Below are 18,822 nucleotides of genomic sequence, written 5' to 3' on the forward strand. Positions count from 1 at the left end.
ATATGAAAGGAGAATTTCAAAATGGCCTCTGGTCCGGCCATCGGGCTGCTCAAAATTGCAGCGATTGTTTTCGATTCTATGTAGAAATTGTATGCGATCTTGGCAATGCCGACGCACGCACCGGGCAGGTGACTTTGCGTCGGCACGGCGCTCACAGCATGCCGAGAAACTGCTTGAGTTCCGGCGTCCGGGGATTGGCGAAAACCTCTTCCGGTGGACCGATTTCGTGCACGCGGCCCTGATGCATGAAGACGACGCGCGAGCAGACATCGCGGGCGAACTTCATTTCATGCGTCACCATCAACAGCGTCATGCCTTCCTTTGCCAGCTCGCGCACAACGGCCAGCACCTCGGACACGAGTTCGGGGTCGAGCGCCGAGGTGATCTCGTCGCAGAGAAGCGCGATCGGCTGCATGGCAAGGGCGCGGGCAATCGCCACGCGCTGTTGCTGGCCGCCGGACAGTTCATCCGGATAGGCATCGAACTTGTGGGCCAGCCCGACGCGCTCCAGCATTTTGCGCGCCGTCACCTCTGCCTCCGGCTTGGTGACCTTCTTCACCACCATCTGCGAGAGCATGACATTGCCGCCGGCCGTCAGATGCGGAAAGAGATTGAACTGCTGGAAGATCATGCCGACCTTCAGCCTCAATGCCTTCAGATGCAGCTCGTCGTCCAGCAATTGCGCACCCGCCACCTGGATCGAACCGTTGCTGATCGTCTCCAGCCCGTTGATGCAGCGAAGCAGCGTCGATTTTCCGGAGCCGCTTTTCCCGATGATGGCGATCACCTCGCCGGGTTCGACATCCAGATTTATGCCCTTCAGTACCTCATTGTCGCCAAAGCTCTTGTGGACTTCAGTGATTTCGATGAGCGACATTGAGCTTCCTTTCGAGGAACTGGCTGGACTTCGACAGCGGCCAGCAGAGAGCGAAGTAGATGAGAGCGACCAGCCCGTAGACGGTGAAAGGCTGGAAGGTGGCGTTGGTTACGATCGTGCCGGCCTTGGACAGCTCGACGAAACCGATGATGGAGGTGAGCGCGGTGCCCTTGACGACCTGTACGGAGAAACCGACCGTCGGCGGAATGGCAATCTTCATCGCCTGCGGCAGAATGACGTAACGCATCTGTTGCAGGCGGCCCATGGCGAGGCTGGCCGAAGCTTCCCATTGCCCTTTGGCAATCGCCTCCACGCAGCCACGCCAGATTTCCGCAAGAAACGCGGCCGTCCAGAGGATCAGCGCAACGCCCGCCGCAAGCCAGGCCGGAACGTCGATCCCGATGAGGCCAAGACCGAAGAAGGCGATGAAGAGCTGCATCAGCAGCGGCGTGCCCTGAAAGACCTCGATATAGATGCGGGCCGCACGGTTCAAAGCCCGGCGCGGACTGATGCGCAGCCACAGAATCACGATGCCGACCATGCCGCCGCCAATGAAGGAAACGAGCGAGAGCAGCAGCGTCCAGCGGGCGGAAAGCAAAAGATTGCGCAGAATGTCCCAAAGAGTGAATTCGGTCATCGTGCCGTCCTCCTCGGGAAAAGAAAGCTGCCGAGCGCCAGCATGCCCTGGCGCAGCAGGATGGCGAGCAGCAGGTAGATGATGGTTGACAGGATGTAGGCCTCGAAGGCGCGGAACGTGCGCGACTGGATGAAGTTCGCTGCAAAGGTCAGGTCTTCCACGGCAATCTGCGAGACAACCGCCGAGCCGAGCATGACGATCACCACCTGCGAGGAGAGCGCCGGCCAGATGCGTTGCAGCGAGGGTGTGAGCACCACATGGCGAAACGTCTCGAAGCGAGTCATGGCGAGGCTCGCCCCCGCCTCGAACTGGCCCTTCGGCGTCGCCTGAATGCCGGCGCGGATGATTTCGCAGCTATAGGCGCCGAGATTGACGATCATCGCCAGATTGGCTGCGGTCAGCTCCGAAAGCTTGAAACCAAGCGATGGCAGGCCGAAGAAGATGAAGAACAGCTGGATGAGGAAGGGCGTGTTGCGGATGAGTTCCACATAGGTGCCGACCACGGGCTTCAGCCATGAAGGGCCCAGCGCCCGGGCCCAGGCGCAGGCGATGCCGAGCGAGACGCCGACCACACCGCCGACCAGCGTAAGTTGGCTGGTAATGGCAATGCCTTTGGCAATTTGTGGCCAATATTCGCCAAGCCACAGGAAATCAAATTGATAGCTCAAGAAACCGTCCCCTTGCGCCGATGGAGAAAGGCGTCATCCCGGCGGGTCCGGGATGACCAGGGTAAAGGGTGATCAAAGATCTTTCGGAAGATCCTGGCCGAGCCATTTGGCGGCGATCGCATTCAGCGAACCATCCGCCTTGGCTGACGCGATGGTGGCGTTGACCTTTTCAAGCAGGGCCGTCTCGCTCTTGTTGAGGCCGATGTAGCAGGGAGAGTTCTTGATGAGGAACTTCATTTCCGGGCGCTTCGGCGGGTTCCTGGCGAGAATTGCGGCTGCGACCACATTGCCGGTCGCAACGACTTCCGCTTGGCCGGAAAGGAAGGCGGAGATGGTGCCGTTATTGTCCTCGTAGCGCTTGATGGTGGCGTCCGAAGGCGCAACTTTAGTCAGTTCCAGATCCTCGACGGAGCCACGGGTGACGGCGACGGTCTTGCCCGTCAAGTCCTCGGCCTTGGAGACCGCAAGATCGGTCGGGCCGAAAACGCCGTTGAAGAAGGGCGCATAGGCATCAGAGAAATCGATGACCTTTTCGCGTTCCGCGTTCTTGCCAAGACTGGAGATCACGAGATCGACCTTGTTGGTCTGGAGATAGGGAACGCGGTTGGCGCTCGTGACCGGCACGAGTTCCACCTTCACGCCCAGCTTGTCGGCGATCAGCTTGGCCATGTCGATGTCGTAACCTTGGGGGGTCATATCAGCCGCAACGCTGCCGAAGGGCGGGAAATCCTGCGGCACGGCCACACGCAGCGTTCCGCGTGCGGTAATATCGGCAAGGGCATCCGCCTTGGCGGGCGCGGAAAGACCAAAGGCGGTCGCCATTGCTGCGGCAGCGATGAGTGTGCGGCTGAAGATCATCTGTCATTCTCCTTTTGATGATTTTTGTTGCGTAGGGATTTTGTCCGGATCGCCGCCATTTATTTCCGGCAAGGCGAGCGAGCGGCGAAGGCCCGCGAGTGGGTCCGGGCGGCGTGTGAGGTCGAGGCCGGTTTCCACCTCGTCGAGATGTTCTATGGAAAGCTCCGCCGCCTTCACGAAATCGCCCGCAGCCATGGCCTCGAATATCCGGCAGTGCCCCTCATGGGACTGGAGGGCATGGAATTCCGACTGGTAGAGCATGGAAATCAGAATTGTCCGGGCGGTGAGATCGCGCAGCAGCTCGATGAGCACGGCATTGCCGCAAAGCTCCGCGATGCGGATATGGAAATCGCCCAAGAGGCAGGTAAGGCGCTGGCGGTCGGCAGCGGCTATCGCAATCCTCTCCTCCTCGAGATGCGCGAGGAGAACCTTGCGCCCCTCTTCCGAGAGCACCCGCATGCTGCGCAGCAATCCGGATTCAATGATCCGCCGCGCCTCGTAGATGGTCATCGCCTCCTCGGCGGAAGGCTCGACGACGAACCACCCCCGCCGTGCACTGACATGGACGATGCCGCGCGTTTCCAGCCGCATCATCGCCTCACGTACACGGGTGCGCGAAACGGAGAAAAGTCCAGCCAGCTGATTTTCGCTCAGCCGCGTGCCCGGCCGGATGCGCGCCGAAAGAATGCCGGAAATGATGGCTTCTTCGATGTTTATCTGACGGTCCTGCCTGGTATGTAAATCTTGCATACAAGACTGAAAGCAAGGCTCGTGCCAGAACGGATTATTCTATTAAAATCAAAAAATACCGAAAATTTCCGCACCCACTCGCTTAAAATTTAAGCAAGAAAATCGACATGCACCCAAAAATGCAGAGCTATATAATCTCGACGGGCCTTGCCCTGGAGCTTTCGTCTTAACCCGCCTTGAACCGGTCGAAAGCCGTAAGGTGTTTGACCGTGGGATCGGCGTCCCAGCGGTAAATCTCGGTTCGAAGGAAATGCAGCTCGTCTTCGAGCTTTTCTTCCGGCAGTTCCACCCACCAGGATTTCGGCCGGCCATCGGAACCATCCGACCAGCGGTAGCTCCGCTTTTTCAGATGATCCTTCATGTCGAACGGGCTGTTTTCCGCATAAATGCGGACCCTGGAGTGCTGGCTGGCCTCATGGAGTTCCATGAAGGGCGTCCCGCTTTGGCCGGGGCGTTGCTGTTCCAGCACCTCCAGCAGCGCAAAACAATCGTCTACGGCGCGGTGGCCGTCGTGGAAATAGCCGGATTGTCCGATCAGATAGGCAAGCTTGCTGCCCTCGAAGCCCCGCGCACTCCAATCAATCTCCGAAACGGAGCAGGCCCAGGCTTTATTTCGGAAGATCGGCGAGAAGACCTCGCAAAACGGACGGTCGAAGCCGGCATTGTGGGCGATGATCAAATCGGCATCGGCGATAAGGGAAGTCAGCCGATCAATGTCTATCGCCTGCCCGGCAACCATCTCATCGGTGATGCCCGTCAGCCGCGTGATCTCCTCCGGAATGGCGATGCCCGGCTGTCGCAAACCACCATAGACGCCGGTGACATCGCCGATCGCCCCCTGATCGTCGAATGTGAAGGTGATGACGCCGATTTCGATGATCTCGTCAGTTCGGTAGTTGAGGCCCGTCGTCTCGGTGTCGAGGATCACGCCCTGACGTGGAAACCCCGGTCGCGGCTGCTCGCTGATCGCGCGCGGCTGCAGCTTGCGCAAGATGCGGTAATGGCCGGTGGATTCGAGATATCCGGCCAGAGCCTCGTCATCGGGAACAGTTTTTGGTGTCGTTTCACGACCACCTGCTTGTCGCCCCCGTTCAGCCTGAGGAAGCCGCGCCGTCGCGGAAGCGAAAAAATCCAGTTGGGAGGTCATTGTACTGCTGTCCGCTTTGGCCGGAAATCGAGAATAAGTATTCCAGCATATGCGTAGAGGCTCACACTAACAACACCGGTTGCGGCGATCCACAGAAACCGAACCCTGCCACCCTGACGTTGCCCGCGCCGCATTCCCGATAGAAAGCGAGAGCGGAATGATCCGCCCTCTCCTTTCATCGTGTATTTGCCGGGAATACCCGATCCGGTCAGCGCGTGTGGTGAACGGGCTGAAGCGCATAGACCGGCGTTTTAATACCCTCCATGCGTGCCTTCAGCTGCAAGGCGAGATATTGCGAATAGTGGCGCGACTGGTGCAGGTTGCCGCCGTGGAACCACAGCGCCTCCTGTTGCGTCGGCTTCCACATGTTGCGCTGCTCGCCTTCCCACGGCCCCGGGTCTTTCGGCGTGTCCGAACCGAGACCCCAGACCTTGCCGACCCTGTCAGCCGTCTCCTGATCGATTAGGTCCGCGACCCAACCATTCATCGAACCATAGCCCGTCGCATAGACAATGACGTCAGCGGGAATTTCCCTGCCATCGGCAAGTTTTATCGAGTTCTCCGTGATCTCGTCCACCTGACCGGCGGCGAGCTTCACCTTGCCGTCAATGATGAGCTGCGAGGCGCCGATATCGATATAATAACCGGAGCCGCGCCGCAGATATTTCATAAAGAGGCCAGAGCCGTCCGCACCCCAGTCGAGCTGGAAGCCGGCTTTTTCCAGCGCGGCGTAGAAGTCGGCATCACGCTCCCGCATCCTGTCGTAAAGCGGGATCTGGAACTCATGCATGATCCGGTATGGCAGCGAGGCGAAGATGAGATCGGCCTTTGCCGTCGTCACGCCATTCGCCAAGGCCTGTTCGGAGTAGAGCGCACCGAGCCCTATATCCATCAACGTGTCGGATTTGACGATATGGGTGGTCGAGCGCTGGATCATGGTGACGTCGACGCCCGCTTCGTGGAGCGCAGCGCAGATATCGTGGGCTGAATTGTTCGAGCCGACGACCGCGACCTTTTTGCCCTTGTAACCATCGGGTCCCGGGTGCTGCGAGGAATGGTGCTGATCGCCGCTGAACCGGTCCCGACCCTTGAACTCGGGAATATTGGCTTTGCCGGACATACCTGTTGCAAAGACCAGTTGTTTCGGCCGGAGCACCACCTCCTCGCCGTCGCGATCAACGACGATCGTCCATTCCTTCGCCGCCTCGTCCCATTTGGCGGATTTGGCGGTGGAGCGGGTCCAGTAATTCAGCTCCATCACCTTGGTGTAGAATTCCAGCCAGTCGCCAATCTTGTCCTTGGGCGCAAAGACCGGCCAGTTCTTCGGAAAATCGATGTAAGGCAGATGGTCGTACCAGACCGGGTCATGCAGGCAGAGCGACTTGTAGCGCTTGCGCCAGCTGTCACCCGGTCGGTCGTTCTTTTCAAGTATGATCGTCGGCACGCCGAGCTGGCGCAGCCGGGCGCCAAGCGCGATGCCGCCCTGGCCGCCGCCGATGATGACGGTATAGGGTTGTTTGTCGTAGCCAAGCGTGCGCGCTTCCTCCTCGCGCTCCTCCTTCCACGTTTTTGCGCCAAGGTTCTGGCCATGCCGGGCGCCGAGCGGGCGGGTGAAACCCGATTTTTCCTCGTGGCCCTTCAGTTCGGAAAGCGCCGTCAAAAGCGTCCATATCTGGCCGTTCTTGAAGCGAACCAGACCGTAACCGCGCCCGGTCGCCGTCTCGAAGGTGATCCAGCTTTCCAGCACGCCGTCCGCTTCCGTTGCCTCCTCGCCGGTGGCGATGCGCCAGTTTGATGGTCTGGCCGTCGAAAGCTGCGATTGCAGCATGTCGCGCACCTGATCGCGGCCCTCGACGGTCTTGATGTTCCAGGTAAAGGCGACGAGATCGCGCCAGTAACAATCCTCGGCAAACAGATTGACGGCATCGTCGATCCGGCCAGCTTCCAGCACCGCGTCAAAGGTGTCGAGAAGCGCCTGAAGGCGGGTGGTGGGGGTTTTTTCGAGCATGTGTTCCTCCTCCTGCTCACTATGGAAACGGGACGGCTCCTCAACCGCCCCGCAAGACGGATCGGCCTATCGGGACAAGTCGATCAGGATTTTCAGATGTTTGCCGGCCGGGTCGAGCAACTGGTCGAACCCTTCAGTGACGGCCTCGCTGAGCGAGACATATTTGGTGACGATCCGGCTTGCCGGAATCTGGCCGCTGGCGATCAGCCGGGCAACGCGCGGCCAATAATGGGTCGGATAGGCCCAGGAACCACGAATATCGATATCCTTGAAGGTCACGTCGAACCAGTTCAGCGGGTTTTCACCGGGGTGGAGGCCGGTCTGCACCACAACGCCCTGCTTGCGCACGGCATCGGCGCAGTTCTTCAGCGCATATTCATTGCCGACGCATTCGATTGCGACATCGCAGCCGACATTGCCTTCGGTCTCGGCACGGATGACATCTCCCACCTTTTCCGTCTTCGGATTGATCGTGCGCACCTCGCCCAGCGCCTCCCGCGCCAGCGCCAAACGCGTGTCGTTGAGATCGGAAAGGAATATCTGCGAGGCACCGGCCGCACGCGCCGCCATGGCGACGAGAATGCCGATCGGTCCGGCACCGGTGACAAGCACGCTGCTGCCGGCCGTCACGCCGCCACGGTCGCAGGCATAAACGGCGACTGCCGTCGGCTCGATGAGGGCCGCTTCCTGATCGGTAAGCGCGTCGGGTATCGGCTGGACGTTATAATCGTTGAGAAGAGCGGCCTGCGCCATGCCGCCGGAATGCCAGGACAGGCCGGCGAGTGCGAGATTGGCGCTCAGGTGATAGAGACCGCGATCGGCATAATAATCGCCATGGCGCGGCATGATGAGCGGTTGGATCGATACCCGGTCGCCGGGCTTTACATGGCTGACGCCCTTGCCCACGGCCTTGACGACACCGCCGAATTCATGACCGAGAATTTGCGGGCCGTATGCCCCGGTGAAAGGATGCGGCTCCTTCGGCACGAAGATCGGGCCATAGGCATATTCGTGCAGATCCGTGCCGCAGATGCCGCAAAATTTGTTTTCGACGAGCACCTCGCCCGGACCTGGCTCGGGCGGCGTATCCACATCTTCGATGCGTAGATCCTTGGCGGCGTGAAAGCGCAGTGCTTTCATTGCATTTCCTCCTGTTGTTCTTGCACAGGAGGTTCAGCAAGCGGCATGCCAGAATGGGATATGCTATATTACGTCGTGTTTTCAACGGGTTGCGAAAACGCGATTTCAATCCGGCAAACGAATGCAACAGGTCGCGCGCAACAGGTGTTGCAGCAGTTGCGCCAGTTCGGGCACATCAGTCCAGACGCATCAGTTCAGGCGTTTGAGACGACGGTGGATGGTGGAGCGGTTGACGCCGAGGCTCCGCGCCAGCGCCGAGACATTGTTGCCGCAGTCCTGCAGCGCCCGGCGCAGATCGTCGTCATCCCGAGACGTATCAGTGGCAGCCTCGGTGAAGAGGTGTTCCGGCAGGCAACCCGGATCGATGGCGCCGCCGTCGCAGAGTGCGGCTGCAACACGCAGGGCATTGAAAAGTTCGCGCAGATTGCCCGGCCAGTCATGGGCAAGCAGGATTTCCCGTGCCGCCGTATCGATCCGATAGGCCTCGCCGTTTTCCTTCTCGATGCGCCGGAGAAACTGGTCGATAAGCCAGCCGAGATCTTCACGCTCCCGCAGCGACGGCAGCGTCACCGTTGCCGCATTCAGGCGATAATAGAGGTCCTGCCGGAAACGGCCTTCCTTCACCAGCTCGGCAAGATCGCGATGCGAGGCGGACAGCACCCTCAGACGAACCGGCTTCGCCTTCAATGCACCGACCGGCTGCACCTCGTTTTCCGAGAGCACACGCAGCAGGCGGCTTTGCAGGGAAAGCGGCATATCGCCGATCTCATCCAGAAACAATGTGCCGCCGCTTGCCTCTTCGATGAGGCCGCGTTTGCCCTTCTGGCTGGCGCCGGTGAAAGCGCCCGGCGCGTAGCCGAACAATTCGGATTCGATGAGATGCTCCGGGATCGCCGCACAATTGACGGCGACGAAATTGCCGCCGCTGCCGCAGCTGTCGTGGATTGCCCGCGCCAGATATTCCTTGCCGCTTCCCGTTTCGCCTTGAATGAGGATCGGAATATCGCGGGCAGCGAGCTTTGCGGCCCGTGCCTGCACCTTCTCCATCGCCATATCGCCGTCGCTCAGATCCCTGAGCGCCCGAGGCAAGCGTGGCTCCGGCGCAAGGGAGGTGCGAATGCTGACGGCGGGCGCGATGGCGCTGGCAAAAAGCACCAGACCATTGCGCGCGCGCAAAAGCCGTTCGCCATTCGGCCGCCCGCGCATGAAGCGCGGCAGGTCGTCCACGTCGATATCGAAGACCGAAGAAATCGGCTTGCCGAGAAAATCGCGGGTAGCAAGGCCGTGCATGTTCATGGAGCGCGCAAGCGCCCCGAAACCCCCATGGGTCATGCCGGTAATGCGCCCGCTGCCATCGAGGGCAATCGCCGCATCAGGATCGACATCGAGGAACTCAGGCGAACGGGCAAGACGCAACACCCAGTCATTGCGGGTGCGGGTCATCAGATTGGCAAGCTCGATACGCCGCGCGGTGGAGGCGACGAGATGCAGCGCCAGCTGCTGGCTGGCCTTGGCCGTCGGCGAGCGCAGCTGGGAAATATCGAGCACGGCGGTAAGATCACCCAGCGTGTCGAAGATGGGAGCCGCCGTGCAGGTCAGCCCGATATGGCTGGTATCGAAATGGTCGTCCTGATGGATGATCACCGGCTCGCCGGAAACGAGGCAGGCGCCGACGGCGCAGGTGCCGGCCCGGTTTTCGGACCATTCAGAGCCGAGATAGAGCCCTGCCCGACGCAACTGGTTGTCGAAGGTCGGATCGCCCATGAAATCGACGGTGACGCCGCGCGCATCAGACAGCAGCAGGACATAGTTCTGCTCGGCAATCTGGTTGAACAGGGCTTCAAGACCGGAGCGGCCGATGCGGATCAACTCCTCGGCCTGCTCGCGATGCTCCCGAAGCTTCAGCTCCGGCACGATATAGGCTTCCTGCGCGATCGTGGGGTCAAGCTTGTAGTCGTTCAGACAGCGCAGCCATGACTGGATGACGGACGTATCACGCGGGCTCACCGCCCCCATGCCGACACGTTCGATCTCCCGTATATGCGACAGCGTCGATACCATGCATACTTCCTCCAGCACGGATGGTCGCATATTAGGAGACCGCTCACAATCCGGTTGTTACGGTGGTTGGGGCTGCCGGGGGAAACATCACCTTGACCTATCTCAAGACTGCGGACGATTTGTAATATTTTCGCAACTCGCGGGATTGCCGATGATTTCGCTCGTCTTGATGATGGAGGCAGCACCCGCAGTGACCTTGATGATGCAGTCGCGGCGATGCTCCTTGATTTTCATGCCCTCGGTTTCAGATATCTGCGTCTGCCCGTTCACGATACGGGCCTCCCGTCTGTTGCTGAGACCGGCATAGGTCTCGACCTCGACCTTCAGCCAATAGGACTCCGTTTCACCGTTCTCGATAATGACCTTGTTGGGGCGGCCAAATCTGGCGATAGCCGCCTCCCGGGGCTGACCCACGAGGCTTGCCACGGTGCGGGAAACCTCCGCCTGTCCGGTGCTGGCGCACGCCGAAACAATAGTAAGCATACCGACCAGACATCCCGTTTCGAGCCATCTCATTTTTTTCAGTTTCTTCCCTCACAAAATGCCACCGGCCGATGCGTTTTCGCCGCCGTGTCAGCGCAATCTAGGATCGATCATCTTGCGCTGAAAGAAGGAGCGGCCAAAATGCCGATCAACTTGTCATGATCGACGTCCACCATGCCGGCATTCTCTACCGGTTGCGAAATACGGTGCAGGAAACGCCGGCCTGCCGGATTTCACCGCAAAGCTCATTGGCCTCGCCGCGTGTGTCGCGGCCGATGCGGGCGGCATAACGTGGGCGCGAACCGAAATTTCCGCCTCGCTGCCGCACGATCAATGCCCGCTCGGCATTAAGCGGCCCGGACAACCGGCCTATCGCACGGGTGAAAAGCCGGTTTGCCACCGCCGGATTATAATGCGCGGCAAGCTGCACGCCCCATGGCGCCCAGTCGGCCGATGAGATGAGGACGGGATCGTTCATCGTTCGGGTGTCGGCCAGACGCAGGCAGGCATCGATGAAGGACCGGCTGTCGTCCAGCGCCGGGGCCGCCTTTTCCGGCGGATTGTCCTTCCATGTCTCTGCGGGATATCCCGTTATCGCGAACACGTAATCCCGGGTTTCCGTCGGCAACCGGCCGGTGGCGATGAATGTCCGCAATCCCGCCTCACCGGCATTATAAGCCGCAGCTGCAAGGCCGAAATTGCCGAATTGCACATTCAGCTCCGAGAGATAACGGGAGGACGTCTCCAGCGCGGCGATGATGTTGAAGCTGTCTTTAAGGCCGCGCAGCCTTGCCGTTCCCGGCATGAACTGGGCTATGCCCTCAGCGCCTTTCGGACTGACCGCATTGGCCCGGAACAGGCTTTCCCGCCAGATGAGCCGGGCGAAATAATCCGGTGGCACGGCATGGCGCCCGGCCAGAACCTCGATGGCGTGACACAGATCGCTATTGTAACTGCCGACGCGGATGCACAATTCCGGCGCAACATCATGGGTGTAGGTACAGGTCGGCTTTCCCGCAGCCGGCTCCTCAGCCCCGGCCGCGCCGCAGGCCGAAGCCAGAAACCAGAGAGCAAGGCCGATGTGGCCAGTCGATATCCCTGCCAAACGAATTTCCCCGCAAATTCCAGGCGCGATGCACCAATCATCAGGCAATCGAGAAGATTTTCCCAGACCTTCCGCTGTTCTTCAATCGTAAAATTGTGCCTTTTCTCCGCTACGTTCGGAACGTTCGCCGCATAGTAGCATTCTATGCCGAATGGGGCCTGAATTTCGGAGGAGGCGCAAATGAAGAAGAATGTGATCTGCATCTGGTACGACAAGGACGCCGAGGCAGCCGCCAGGTTTTACGCCGAGACCTTTCCCGACAGCGCGGTGAGCAAGGTATACTATGCACCGAGCGACTATCCCTCCGGCAAGGAGGGGGATGTGCTGCTGGTGGAATTCACAGTCGTCGGCGTGCCCTGCGTCGGCCTCAATGGCGGGCCGGAATTCAAGCACAGCGAAGCTTTTTCGTTCCAGATCCTAACCGAGGATCAAGCGGAAACCGACCGTTACTGGAACGCCATCGTCGGCAATGGCGGCGCAGAAAGCGTCTGCGGCTGGTGCAAGGACAGATGGGGCATCTCCTGGCAGATCACCCCGCGCGTGCTGATGGAAGCCATGGCAGTGGGCGGCGCGGAGGCCAAACGCGCCTTTGCGGCAATGATGAATATGACGAAAATCGACGTCGCCGCCATCGAAGCCGCACGTCGCGGTTGATGCAGGCGCACTATTCAGCAGCAAGTAGCGAAGTTGCTTCGAAACCGTAATAGCATGTAAAATAAGTGGAAATCCGTCTCTACGGCTTTTCTCCCGCCTGCTCCGCCGCGCAGATCTCCCTGCGCGGCCAGTCATCACAAAACGTTCAACAAAATGTAAGCTATCCGTCAAAAACGGCTGCTAGCAGAGCCCATGGCTTCGTGCGGAGGATGTGACGTCCTTGCCGATCATGCCATCAATCCATCAACGGGGCTCACCTCATGAAACCTTCCGCTCTGACCTCTTTCGTGGCCGGCGTTGCCATGGCCGCCGCCTTCGGCGCCACGGCTGCCCACGCAGAAAAGACCAAGTTCGAATTCTGGCACGGCCTTTCCGGCGATCTCGGCGACCGCGTTCAGGAAACCTGCAAGAAGTTCAACGACTCCCAGGCTGAATTCGAGATCGTCTGCACCTCGCAGAACGATTACGACGCCACGTTGCAGAACACCATTGCCGCCTACCGCGCCAAGAAGCAGCCCGCCATCACCCAGATCTACGATGCCGGCACGCTGGACATGATGCTGTCCAAGGCTTTCATTCCCGCCAAGAAGCTGATGGCCGACAACGGTTACAAGATCGACTGGAACAACTATTTCCCCGGCATCGCCAATTATTATGCGACGGCTGACGGCGAGCTGAACTCCTTCCCCTACAATTCCTCCACCGCCGTCTTTTATTACAATGTCGACGCCTTCGAAAAAGCTGGCATCACCTTCAAGCCCGACACCTGGGAACAGGTCGAAGAGGCCGCCAGGAAGCTGAAGACCGCCGGTTTCGAGTGCCCGCTGGCCTTTAATTTCGACACCTGGATGCTGATGGAGCAGTTCTCCGCCATCCACAACCAGCCTATCGCCACCAAGGGCAACGGTTATCAGGGTCTCGACGCCGAACTGACGATCAACAAGACGAAGTTCGTCGATCAGGTCAAATTCTTCAAGAAGATGCAGGACGAGAAGCTGTTCGTCGTCAAGACCAAGCAGCTCGGCATGGACATCCTGCCCGCCTTCACCTCGCAGACCTGCCAGATGTTCATGTCCTCGATCGCCGGCCACGGCACCGTCGGCAAGGCCATGCCGGAAGGCGTGAAGTGGGACGTTGCCATGCTGCCGATCTGGAAGGGCACCGAGCGCCACAACTCGCTGGTTGGCGGTGCTTCGCTCTGGGTCATGGCCGGTCGTCCGGACGCCGAATACAAGGGTGCGGCCGCATTCCTGAACTTCATCGCCCAGCCTGATATGGTTGAGTGGTGGTCGACCGTTACCGGCTACATCCCGGTTACCAAGACCGGCTTCGACGCCATGAAGGCCAACGGCTTCTACGACAAGGCTCCCTACAAGGGCCGTGAAAAGGCGATCGAAAGCCTGACGTTTACGCCGCCTTCCGAATATACGCGCGGCATCCGTCTCGGCGGTTTCACGCAGATCCGCAAGGAAGTTTCGACCTCGCTCGAAGCCATCTTCATGCAGAACGCCGACATTCAGGCCGAACTCGACAAGGCTGTTGAGCGTTCGAACGCCAATCTGCGTCGCTTCGAAAAGACCTATGCCGGCGCCAAGCTGAACTAAGCCGGTCCTTTTCGCCTGGGTTTGCCCGTGTCCGCACGGGCAAACTCTTAATGCCATTTTCTGTTTCGGATATTTCATGGAAAAGCGCGCCGTTTTCAAAAGCACATGGTTGCCGCTGCTGTTCGCATTGCCGCAGCTGGCACTGATCCTCCTGTTCTTCTACTGGCCCGTGGCGGCGGTGATCAACTGGGCCTTCACCCTTCAACCGCCCTTTGGCGGCGCGGCGGAATTCGTCGGTTTCGCCAATTTCCAGGAAGTCTTCTCCGATCCGTTCTACTGGCATTCCGTTACCGTCAGCCTGATCTTCGCAACCGTCGGCCCCTTCGTCGCCATATCGATCGGCCTCGTTCTGGCTCTCTCCGTCGATCGCCAGCTTCCCGGCTCCGGATTTTTCCGGGTTCTGTATATCCTGCCTTTCGCCATTGCAGGCCCCGCCGCCGGCATGGCCTTCCGCTTCATCCTGTCGCCGGAGCGCGGGCTTGCCGCATCACTGAACGCCACCTGGCCGGATATCTGGAACCCGGCCAAGTACGGGGAACATGCACTGGCGCTCGTCATCGCCATCTTCATCTGGAAATGGGCGGGCTACACCTTCATCTTCCTGTTCGCCGGCCTGCAATCCGTGCCCCGTTCGCTGACGGAAGCCGCAGCGATGGACGGCTCCGGCCCGATCCGCCGCGCCATAGACATTCAGGTGCCGTTGCTCGCGCCTACGCTGTTCTTCCTGATGGTGACGATGATGACCGAGGGTTTCGTCGGCCAGGACACGTTTGGCATCGTGCATTCTCTGACGGCAGGCGGTCCCAATCGCGCCACCGACGTGATGGTTTACCGCATCGTCACCGAGGCCTTCGAAGGACTGAACTATTCCGGCGCGTCGGCACAAACCATCGTCCTGATCGGTCTCATCATGGTCTTCACCTTCATCCAGTTCCGCTTCATCGAGCGGCGCGTCCATTACAAGTGAGGCCTGAGAGATGATCCAGCGCACGCCCTATGCCGACGCCCTGACCTACGTGGTCATGGTCGCGGGACTTCTGCTTCTCATCGGCCCCTTCATCGTGGTGCTGGCTGGCGCCAGCCAGACGGTGCAGCAGGTCAACCACACGCCCTTCAGCTTCATGCCGCAGGGCGAGCTTTTCAACAATCTCGGCACCGCCTGGAACCGCGCCAATCTCGGCACCGCCATGTTCAACAGTCTGGTGATGGCCTCGCTCGTTACAGCGGGCAAGGTGGCTCTGTCCGCGCTCACCGCCTTCGCCATCGTATTTTTCCGTTCGCCGCTGAAACACCTGTTCTTCTGGTCCGTCTTCATCACGCTGATGTTGCCGCTCGAAATTCGCGCCGTTCCGACCTATGCCGTGGCGGCGGATGTGTTCCAGCCGTTCCGCTACCTCATAGCGCTGGTCAGCGGTGTCGAAATCAATGTCGAATGGAACCTGCTGAATTCCTATGCGGGTCTGTCGCTGCCGCTTGTCGCCACGGCCACCGGCACCTTTCTCTACCGGCAGTTTTTCATGACCCTGCCGGACGAGCTTGCGGAAGCGGCGCGCATGGACGGTTCCGGTCCCGTTCGTTTCTTTTTCGACGTGCTGCTGCCGCTGTCGCGCACCAACATGCTCGCCCTCACCACCATTCTCTTCGTCTCATCGTGGAACCAGTATCTGTGGCCGCTGCTGATGGTCACCGACCCCTCCTACAAGACGGTGATGATGTCGTTGCGCGCGCTTTTGCCCTCCGAGGACGGCACTCCGGACTGGAACGTCACGCTTGCCGGTTCCCTCATCATCATCTTGCCGCCGCTTCTCGTCGTGGCGTTCCTGCAACGCTGGTTCGTCCGCGGTCTCGTCTCGTCCGACAAGTGACGGCACGGTTTTTCAACAACAAGGTTTTCAGTATCATGGCTCAGATCGATATTCGGCAGGTCCGCAAATCCTACGGCAAGACCCCGACCCTGCACGGCGTGGATCTCACTTTCGAAACCGGCGAATTCGTCGTCATCCTCGGTCCCTCGGGCTGCGGCAAATCCACGCTTCTGCGGATGATCGCCGGGCTGGAGGATATCACGTCAGGTGAAATCGCCATTGGCGGGCGTGTCGTCAACACGCTGGAGCCGCGCGAGCGCGGTTGCGCCATGGTGTTCCAGAATTACGCGCTTTATCCGCATATGACGGTATCAGGCAATATCGGTTATGCGCTGAAAGTCGCCGGCGTCGCCAAGGCCGAGCGCCTGCGCCGCGTCGAGGAAACGGCAAAGATCGTCGGCCTTTCCGACTTTCTCGAGCGCAAGCCCGCCGCCCTTTCCGGTGGCCAGCGCCAACGTGTGGCCATGGCCCGCGCAATCATCCGCGAACCGCAGGTGTTTCTCTTCGACGAGCCGCTGTCCAACCTCGACGCCAAGCTGCGCGTGACGATGCGCGCTGAAATCCGCAAGCTGCACCAGCGCCTGTCCGCCACCTCCGTCTTCGTCACCCACGACCAGGTGGAAGCCATGACACTGGCTGACCGCCTGGTAGTGATGAACAAGGGCAATGTCGAGCAAGTCGGCCATCCGCTCGATATCTATCACCGTCCGGCCAGCACCTTCGTCGCCTCCTTCATCGGCTCACCGGCCATGAACCTGTTCAACACGCGGGTGGAAGTCGAATCTCCTGCCGTGATGCTGGGCGGCACGCCAGTCAAACTCTTCCCCGAAACGGCACTAGAACTGCGCGGCCGCGACGTGACGGTGGGCATCCGCCCGGAACAATGCCTGGTCAGCACCGAAGGTGCGGGCGTGCCGGCAACCGTCGATTTCGTGGAAGAACTGGGCTCCGGCCGCATCGTGCATGCGGATATTGCCGGCGAGACCTTCTCCGCCGCCATTGGCGAGGATCTGCTGGTCAAACCCGGCCAGCGCATCCACTTCGAGCTGCCCCCCAACCACCTCCACTTCTTTGACCCCGCCACGGGCAAGCGGATCGAAATCGAGGGAGCCATTGTGGCTACCCGCATCGGTAACGAGAAACTGCTGACGGTTTGAAGGTGGGAGTTTGAGCGCGAAACAGTCCAGCGCGGTTTGGGAATGTTCCAACCGCGCCGGACGTGGAATCGACGTGTTTTTTATCGATCTCGACCAGCAAGCCCGAAAGAACAAACTACATTAACTATTTTAGACAATATACTGAATTTACTTAGTTTTAGTGCATAAAATCCCATGTGAAAAATACGCTGCCATTCGTTTGGCAGTCGCCACGGATGGCACGCCGCCAGCCGGTTCCTGCGGCCAACAAGGCCGAGGCAAACCCGTTGCCAGCAAAGAGATCATGCGAAATGGATAATTTCAGGAAAAATCTTTCGGTTTGGAAGTCACTATCGGAATAGTGTTTGCCGCGCCAATCCCCCGGCAGGGATATCGTCGCGATGAGGATCGGGCCTGCCTGCGGTTGTTCGCAGCAATCGACAAGATAAGCCGCCCGGATCAGAAACACCAATGAGAGAGTGAAGCCTAATGGCAAATGATCGCAAACTGCATCTCGGCGCCTTTATGCGGCCCGTCAGTCTCCACACGGGTGCATGGCGTTATCCGGGATCTTTCCCGGACGCCAATTTCAACTTCGCCCATCTGGCGCGCTTCGCGCAACAACTCGAAGCCGCGAAATTCGATGCGTTTTTCATGGCCGATCATCTGGCGGTGCTGAACATGCCGACGGAAGCCCTGCGCCGCAGCCATACCGTGACGTCTTTCGAACCCTTCACCCTGCTTTCGGCGCTAGCAGCCGTCACTTCCCGCATCGGTCTTGTCGCCACCGCCTCCACAACATTCGATGAGCCGTATCATGTGGCGCGGCGTTTCGCCTCTCTCGATCACCTCAGCAATGGCCGCGCCGGCTGGAACATCGTCACCACGTCAAACCCGGATGCGGCGCTGAATTTCGGTCGGGAAGAACAACCTGATCACACGGAGCGTTATGGACGAGCGCGGGAATTTTACGATGTCGTCACCGGCCTCTGGGACTCATTCTCCGATGAAGCCTTTATCCGGGACGTCGATAGCGGGCTGTTCTTCGATCCTGAAAAAATGCACGTTCTCGATCACAAGGGACCCGAGTTCTCCGTGCGCGGGCCGCTCAATATCGCGCGTCCGGTGCAGGGTTGGCCCGTCATCGTTCAGGCTGGAGCTTCGGAGCCGGGACGCCAGCTAGCTGCCGAAACCGCAGAGGTCGTTTTTGCGGCAACACCCACCCTTGCAGCGGGAAAGGCCTTTTACAAAGACGTCAAGGACAGGACTGTCGCGGCGGGCCGTTCCCGCGACGGCATCGTCATTCTGCCGGGCGCCTTCGTTCTGCTCGGCGATACCGTCGAGGAGGCAAAAGCCAAGCGCGCCCGGCTCGACAGTCTCGTCCATTATGAAAGCGCGATCGCCTCGCTTTCGATTGCGCTCGGCCATGATGTTTCCGGCTTCGATCCCGATGGTCCATTGCCGGACATTCCCGAAACGAATGCGAGTAAATCCAGCCGTGAAAGGGTGATCGAACTCGCCAGAAGCGAAGGCCTGACGGTGCGCCAGCTCGCCCAGCGGCTGGGCGGTTATGCGGGTCTCGCATTCGTCGGCACGGCGCAGACGATTGCCGATGAGATGGAGCAATGGCTCTACGAAGAGGGCTCGGACGGCTTCAACGTCACCTTCCCCTTCCTACCCGCCGGTCTCGACGCTTTCACCACCCTCCTCGTGCCGGAACTGCAAAGACGCGGTTTGTTCCGGAGAGACTATGAGGGACCGACATTGCGCGATCATCTCGGCCTGCAACGCCCGGTGAACCGTTTTTTCCTGAATAATGCATCGTAGCC

18 protein-coding genes are annotated in these 18,822 nt (G+C 59.7%); 6 read left to right on the forward strand and 12 right to left on the reverse strand.

Annotation, left to right across the window (positions count from 1 at the left end):
- Window positions 1-151: 151 nt before the first annotated feature.
- The 11 genes from QSK43_RS17330 to QSK43_RS17380 form a co-directional block, all read right to left on the reverse strand.
- Window positions 152-877 (reverse strand): amino acid ABC transporter ATP-binding protein, encoded by a 726-nt coding sequence (locus QSK43_RS17330; protein WP_045020413.1) that lies wholly within the window; start codon window positions 875-877, stop codon window positions 152-154.
- Window positions 855-1,514 carry an amino acid ABC transporter permease gene (locus tag QSK43_RS17335; protein ID WP_332304488.1) on the reverse strand — a complete coding sequence of 220 codons (660 nt, stop codon included), beginning with the start codon at window positions 1,512-1,514 and terminating at the stop codon, window positions 855-857. The genes QSK43_RS17330 and QSK43_RS17335 overlap by 23 nt, the downstream gene beginning before the upstream one ends.
- Window positions 1,511-2,182 (reverse strand): amino acid ABC transporter permease, encoded by a 672-nt coding sequence (locus tag QSK43_RS17340; RefSeq protein ID WP_332304489.1) that lies wholly within the window; start codon window positions 2,180-2,182, stop codon window positions 1,511-1,513. The genes QSK43_RS17335 and QSK43_RS17340 overlap by 4 nt, the downstream gene beginning before the upstream one ends.
- Window positions 2,183-2,254: 72 nt before the next feature.
- The gene (locus QSK43_RS17345) at window positions 2,255-3,040 is read right to left on the reverse strand and encodes a transporter substrate-binding domain-containing protein (RefSeq protein ID WP_332304490.1); all 786 of its coding nucleotides are present in this window, start codon (window positions 3,038-3,040) and stop codon (window positions 2,255-2,257) included.
- A 3-nt stretch (window positions 3,041-3,043) separates the two neighbouring features.
- Complete coding sequence (locus QSK43_RS17350) at window positions 3,044-3,790, reverse strand: GntR family transcriptional regulator (protein WP_332304491.1); 747 nt, start codon at window positions 3,788-3,790, stop codon at window positions 3,044-3,046.
- 166 nt (window positions 3,791-3,956) lie between these two features.
- Window positions 3,957-4,937 carry a 3'-5' exonuclease gene (locus tag QSK43_RS17355; RefSeq protein WP_332304492.1) on the reverse strand — a complete coding sequence of 327 codons (981 nt, stop codon included), beginning with the start codon at window positions 4,935-4,937 and terminating at the stop codon, window positions 3,957-3,959.
- Window positions 4,938-5,145: 208 nt separating this feature from the next.
- Window positions 5,146-6,945 (reverse strand): NAD(P)/FAD-dependent oxidoreductase, encoded by a 1,800-nt coding sequence (locus QSK43_RS17360; RefSeq protein ID WP_332304493.1) that lies wholly within the window; start codon window positions 6,943-6,945, stop codon window positions 5,146-5,148.
- A 66-nt stretch (window positions 6,946-7,011) separates the two neighbouring features.
- Window positions 7,012-8,085 (reverse strand): 2,3-butanediol dehydrogenase, encoded by a 1,074-nt coding sequence (locus QSK43_RS17365; RefSeq protein ID WP_332304494.1) that lies wholly within the window; start codon window positions 8,083-8,085, stop codon window positions 7,012-7,014.
- Window positions 8,086-8,274: 189 nt separating this feature from the next.
- Complete coding sequence (locus tag QSK43_RS17370; protein WP_332304495.1) at window positions 8,275-10,146, reverse strand: sigma-54-dependent Fis family transcriptional regulator; 1,872 nt, start codon at window positions 10,144-10,146, stop codon at window positions 8,275-8,277.
- 102 nt (window positions 10,147-10,248) lie between these two features.
- Window positions 10,249-10,662 carry a hypothetical protein gene (locus tag QSK43_RS17375; protein WP_332304496.1) on the reverse strand — a complete coding sequence of 138 codons (414 nt, stop codon included), beginning with the start codon at window positions 10,660-10,662 and terminating at the stop codon, window positions 10,249-10,251.
- A 154-nt stretch (window positions 10,663-10,816) separates the two neighbouring features.
- Complete coding sequence (locus QSK43_RS17380; RefSeq protein ID WP_442967854.1) at window positions 10,817-11,710, reverse strand: transglycosylase SLT domain-containing protein; 894 nt, start codon at window positions 11,708-11,710, stop codon at window positions 10,817-10,819.
- Window positions 11,711-11,914: 204 nt separating this feature from the next.
- Here QSK43_RS17380 and QSK43_RS17385 point away from each other — a divergent pair, with 204 nt between their 5' ends.
- The 5 genes from QSK43_RS17385 to QSK43_RS17405 all read left to right on the forward strand — a co-directional run bounded on the left by QSK43_RS17385 (window position 11,915) and on the right by QSK43_RS17405 (window position 17,014).
- The gene (locus QSK43_RS17385) at window positions 11,915-12,388 is read left to right on the forward strand and encodes a VOC family protein (RefSeq protein ID WP_332304498.1); all 474 of its coding nucleotides are present in this window, start codon (window positions 11,915-11,917) and stop codon (window positions 12,386-12,388) included.
- 260 nt (window positions 12,389-12,648) lie between these two features.
- On the forward strand, window positions 12,649-13,992 hold the full coding sequence (locus tag QSK43_RS17390; RefSeq protein ID WP_045020428.1) for an extracellular solute-binding protein: 1,344 nt from the start codon (window positions 12,649-12,651) through the stop codon (window positions 13,990-13,992).
- A 76-nt stretch (window positions 13,993-14,068) separates the two neighbouring features.
- On the forward strand, window positions 14,069-14,959 hold the full coding sequence (locus QSK43_RS17395) for a carbohydrate ABC transporter permease (protein WP_045020429.1): 891 nt from the start codon (window positions 14,069-14,071) through the stop codon (window positions 14,957-14,959).
- 10 nt (window positions 14,960-14,969) lie between these two features.
- A complete protein-coding gene (locus QSK43_RS17400) occupies window positions 14,970-15,857 on the forward strand; it encodes an ABC transporter permease subunit (RefSeq protein WP_045020432.1) in 888 nt (295 codons plus the stop codon).
- 35 nt (window positions 15,858-15,892) lie between these two features.
- Complete coding sequence (locus QSK43_RS17405; protein ID WP_332304499.1) at window positions 15,893-17,014, forward strand: sn-glycerol-3-phosphate import ATP-binding protein UgpC; 1,122 nt, start codon at window positions 15,893-15,895, stop codon at window positions 17,012-17,014.
- A 157-nt stretch (window positions 17,015-17,171) separates the two neighbouring features.
- Here QSK43_RS17405 and QSK43_RS17410 read toward each other — a convergent pair whose 3' ends face one another.
- Entirely contained in the window at window positions 17,172-17,465 is a 294-nt protein-coding gene (locus QSK43_RS17410; protein ID WP_332304500.1) for a hypothetical protein, read from the reverse strand.
- 17 nt (window positions 17,466-17,482) lie between these two features.
- Here QSK43_RS17410 and QSK43_RS17415 point away from each other — a divergent pair, with 17 nt between their 5' ends.
- Window positions 17,483-18,820, forward strand: coding sequence for an LLM class flavin-dependent oxidoreductase (locus QSK43_RS17415; RefSeq protein WP_332304501.1), 1,338 nt, complete (start codon window positions 17,483-17,485; stop codon window positions 18,818-18,820).
- The last annotated feature ends 2 nt before the right edge of the window (window positions 18,821-18,822 follow it).

The organism is Rhizobium sp. GR12 (assembly GCF_036596185.1).
In the GTDB taxonomy this organism is placed as follows: domain Bacteria; phylum Pseudomonadota; class Alphaproteobacteria; order Rhizobiales; family Rhizobiaceae; genus Agrobacterium; species Agrobacterium nepotum.

What these genes read in the sequence shown, in the direction of transcription:
- QSK43_RS17365 (WP_332304494.1), bottom strand. Translation starts at nt 8,085, where the DNA reads ATGAAAGCACTGCGCTTTCACGCCGCCAAGGATCTACGCATCGAAGAT.
- QSK43_RS17415 (WP_332304501.1), top strand. Translation starts at nt 17,483, where the DNA reads ATGGCAAATGATCGCAAACTGCATCTCGGCGCCTTTATGCGGCCCGTC.
- QSK43_RS17395 (WP_045020429.1), top strand. Translation starts at nt 14,069, where the DNA reads ATGGAAAAGCGCGCCGTTTTCAAAAGCACATGGTTGCCGCTGCTGTTC.
- QSK43_RS17355 (WP_332304492.1), bottom strand. Translation starts at nt 4,937, where the DNA reads ATGACCTCCCAACTGGATTTTTTCGCTTCCGCGACGGCGCGGCTTCCT.
- QSK43_RS17400 (WP_045020432.1), top strand. Translation starts at nt 14,970, where the DNA reads ATGATCCAGCGCACGCCCTATGCCGACGCCCTGACCTACGTGGTCATG.
- QSK43_RS17345 (WP_332304490.1), bottom strand. Translation starts at nt 3,040, where the DNA reads ATGATCTTCAGCCGCACACTCATCGCTGCCGCAGCAATGGCGACCGCC.
- QSK43_RS17385 (WP_332304498.1), top strand. Translation starts at nt 11,915, where the DNA reads ATGAAGAAGAATGTGATCTGCATCTGGTACGACAAGGACGCCGAGGCA.
- QSK43_RS17405 (WP_332304499.1), top strand. Translation starts at nt 15,893, where the DNA reads ATGGCTCAGATCGATATTCGGCAGGTCCGCAAATCCTACGGCAAGACC.
- QSK43_RS17335 (WP_332304488.1), bottom strand. Translation starts at nt 1,514, where the DNA reads ATGACCGAATTCACTCTTTGGGACATTCTGCGCAATCTTTTGCTTTCC.
- QSK43_RS17360 (WP_332304493.1), bottom strand. Translation starts at nt 6,945, where the DNA reads ATGCTCGAAAAAACCCCCACCACCCGCCTTCAGGCGCTTCTCGACACC.
- QSK43_RS17390 (WP_045020428.1), top strand. Translation starts at nt 12,649, where the DNA reads ATGAAACCTTCCGCTCTGACCTCTTTCGTGGCCGGCGTTGCCATGGCC.
- QSK43_RS17370 (WP_332304495.1), bottom strand. Translation starts at nt 10,146, where the DNA reads ATGGTATCGACGCTGTCGCATATACGGGAGATCGAACGTGTCGGCATG.
- QSK43_RS17330 (WP_045020413.1), bottom strand. Translation starts at nt 877, where the DNA reads ATGTCGCTCATCGAAATCACTGAAGTCCACAAGAGCTTTGGCGACAAT.
- QSK43_RS17375 (WP_332304496.1), bottom strand. Translation starts at nt 10,662, where the DNA reads ATGAGATGGCTCGAAACGGGATGTCTGGTCGGTATGCTTACTATTGTT.
- QSK43_RS17350 (WP_332304491.1), bottom strand. Translation starts at nt 3,790, where the DNA reads ATGCAAGATTTACATACCAGGCAGGACCGTCAGATAAACATCGAAGAA.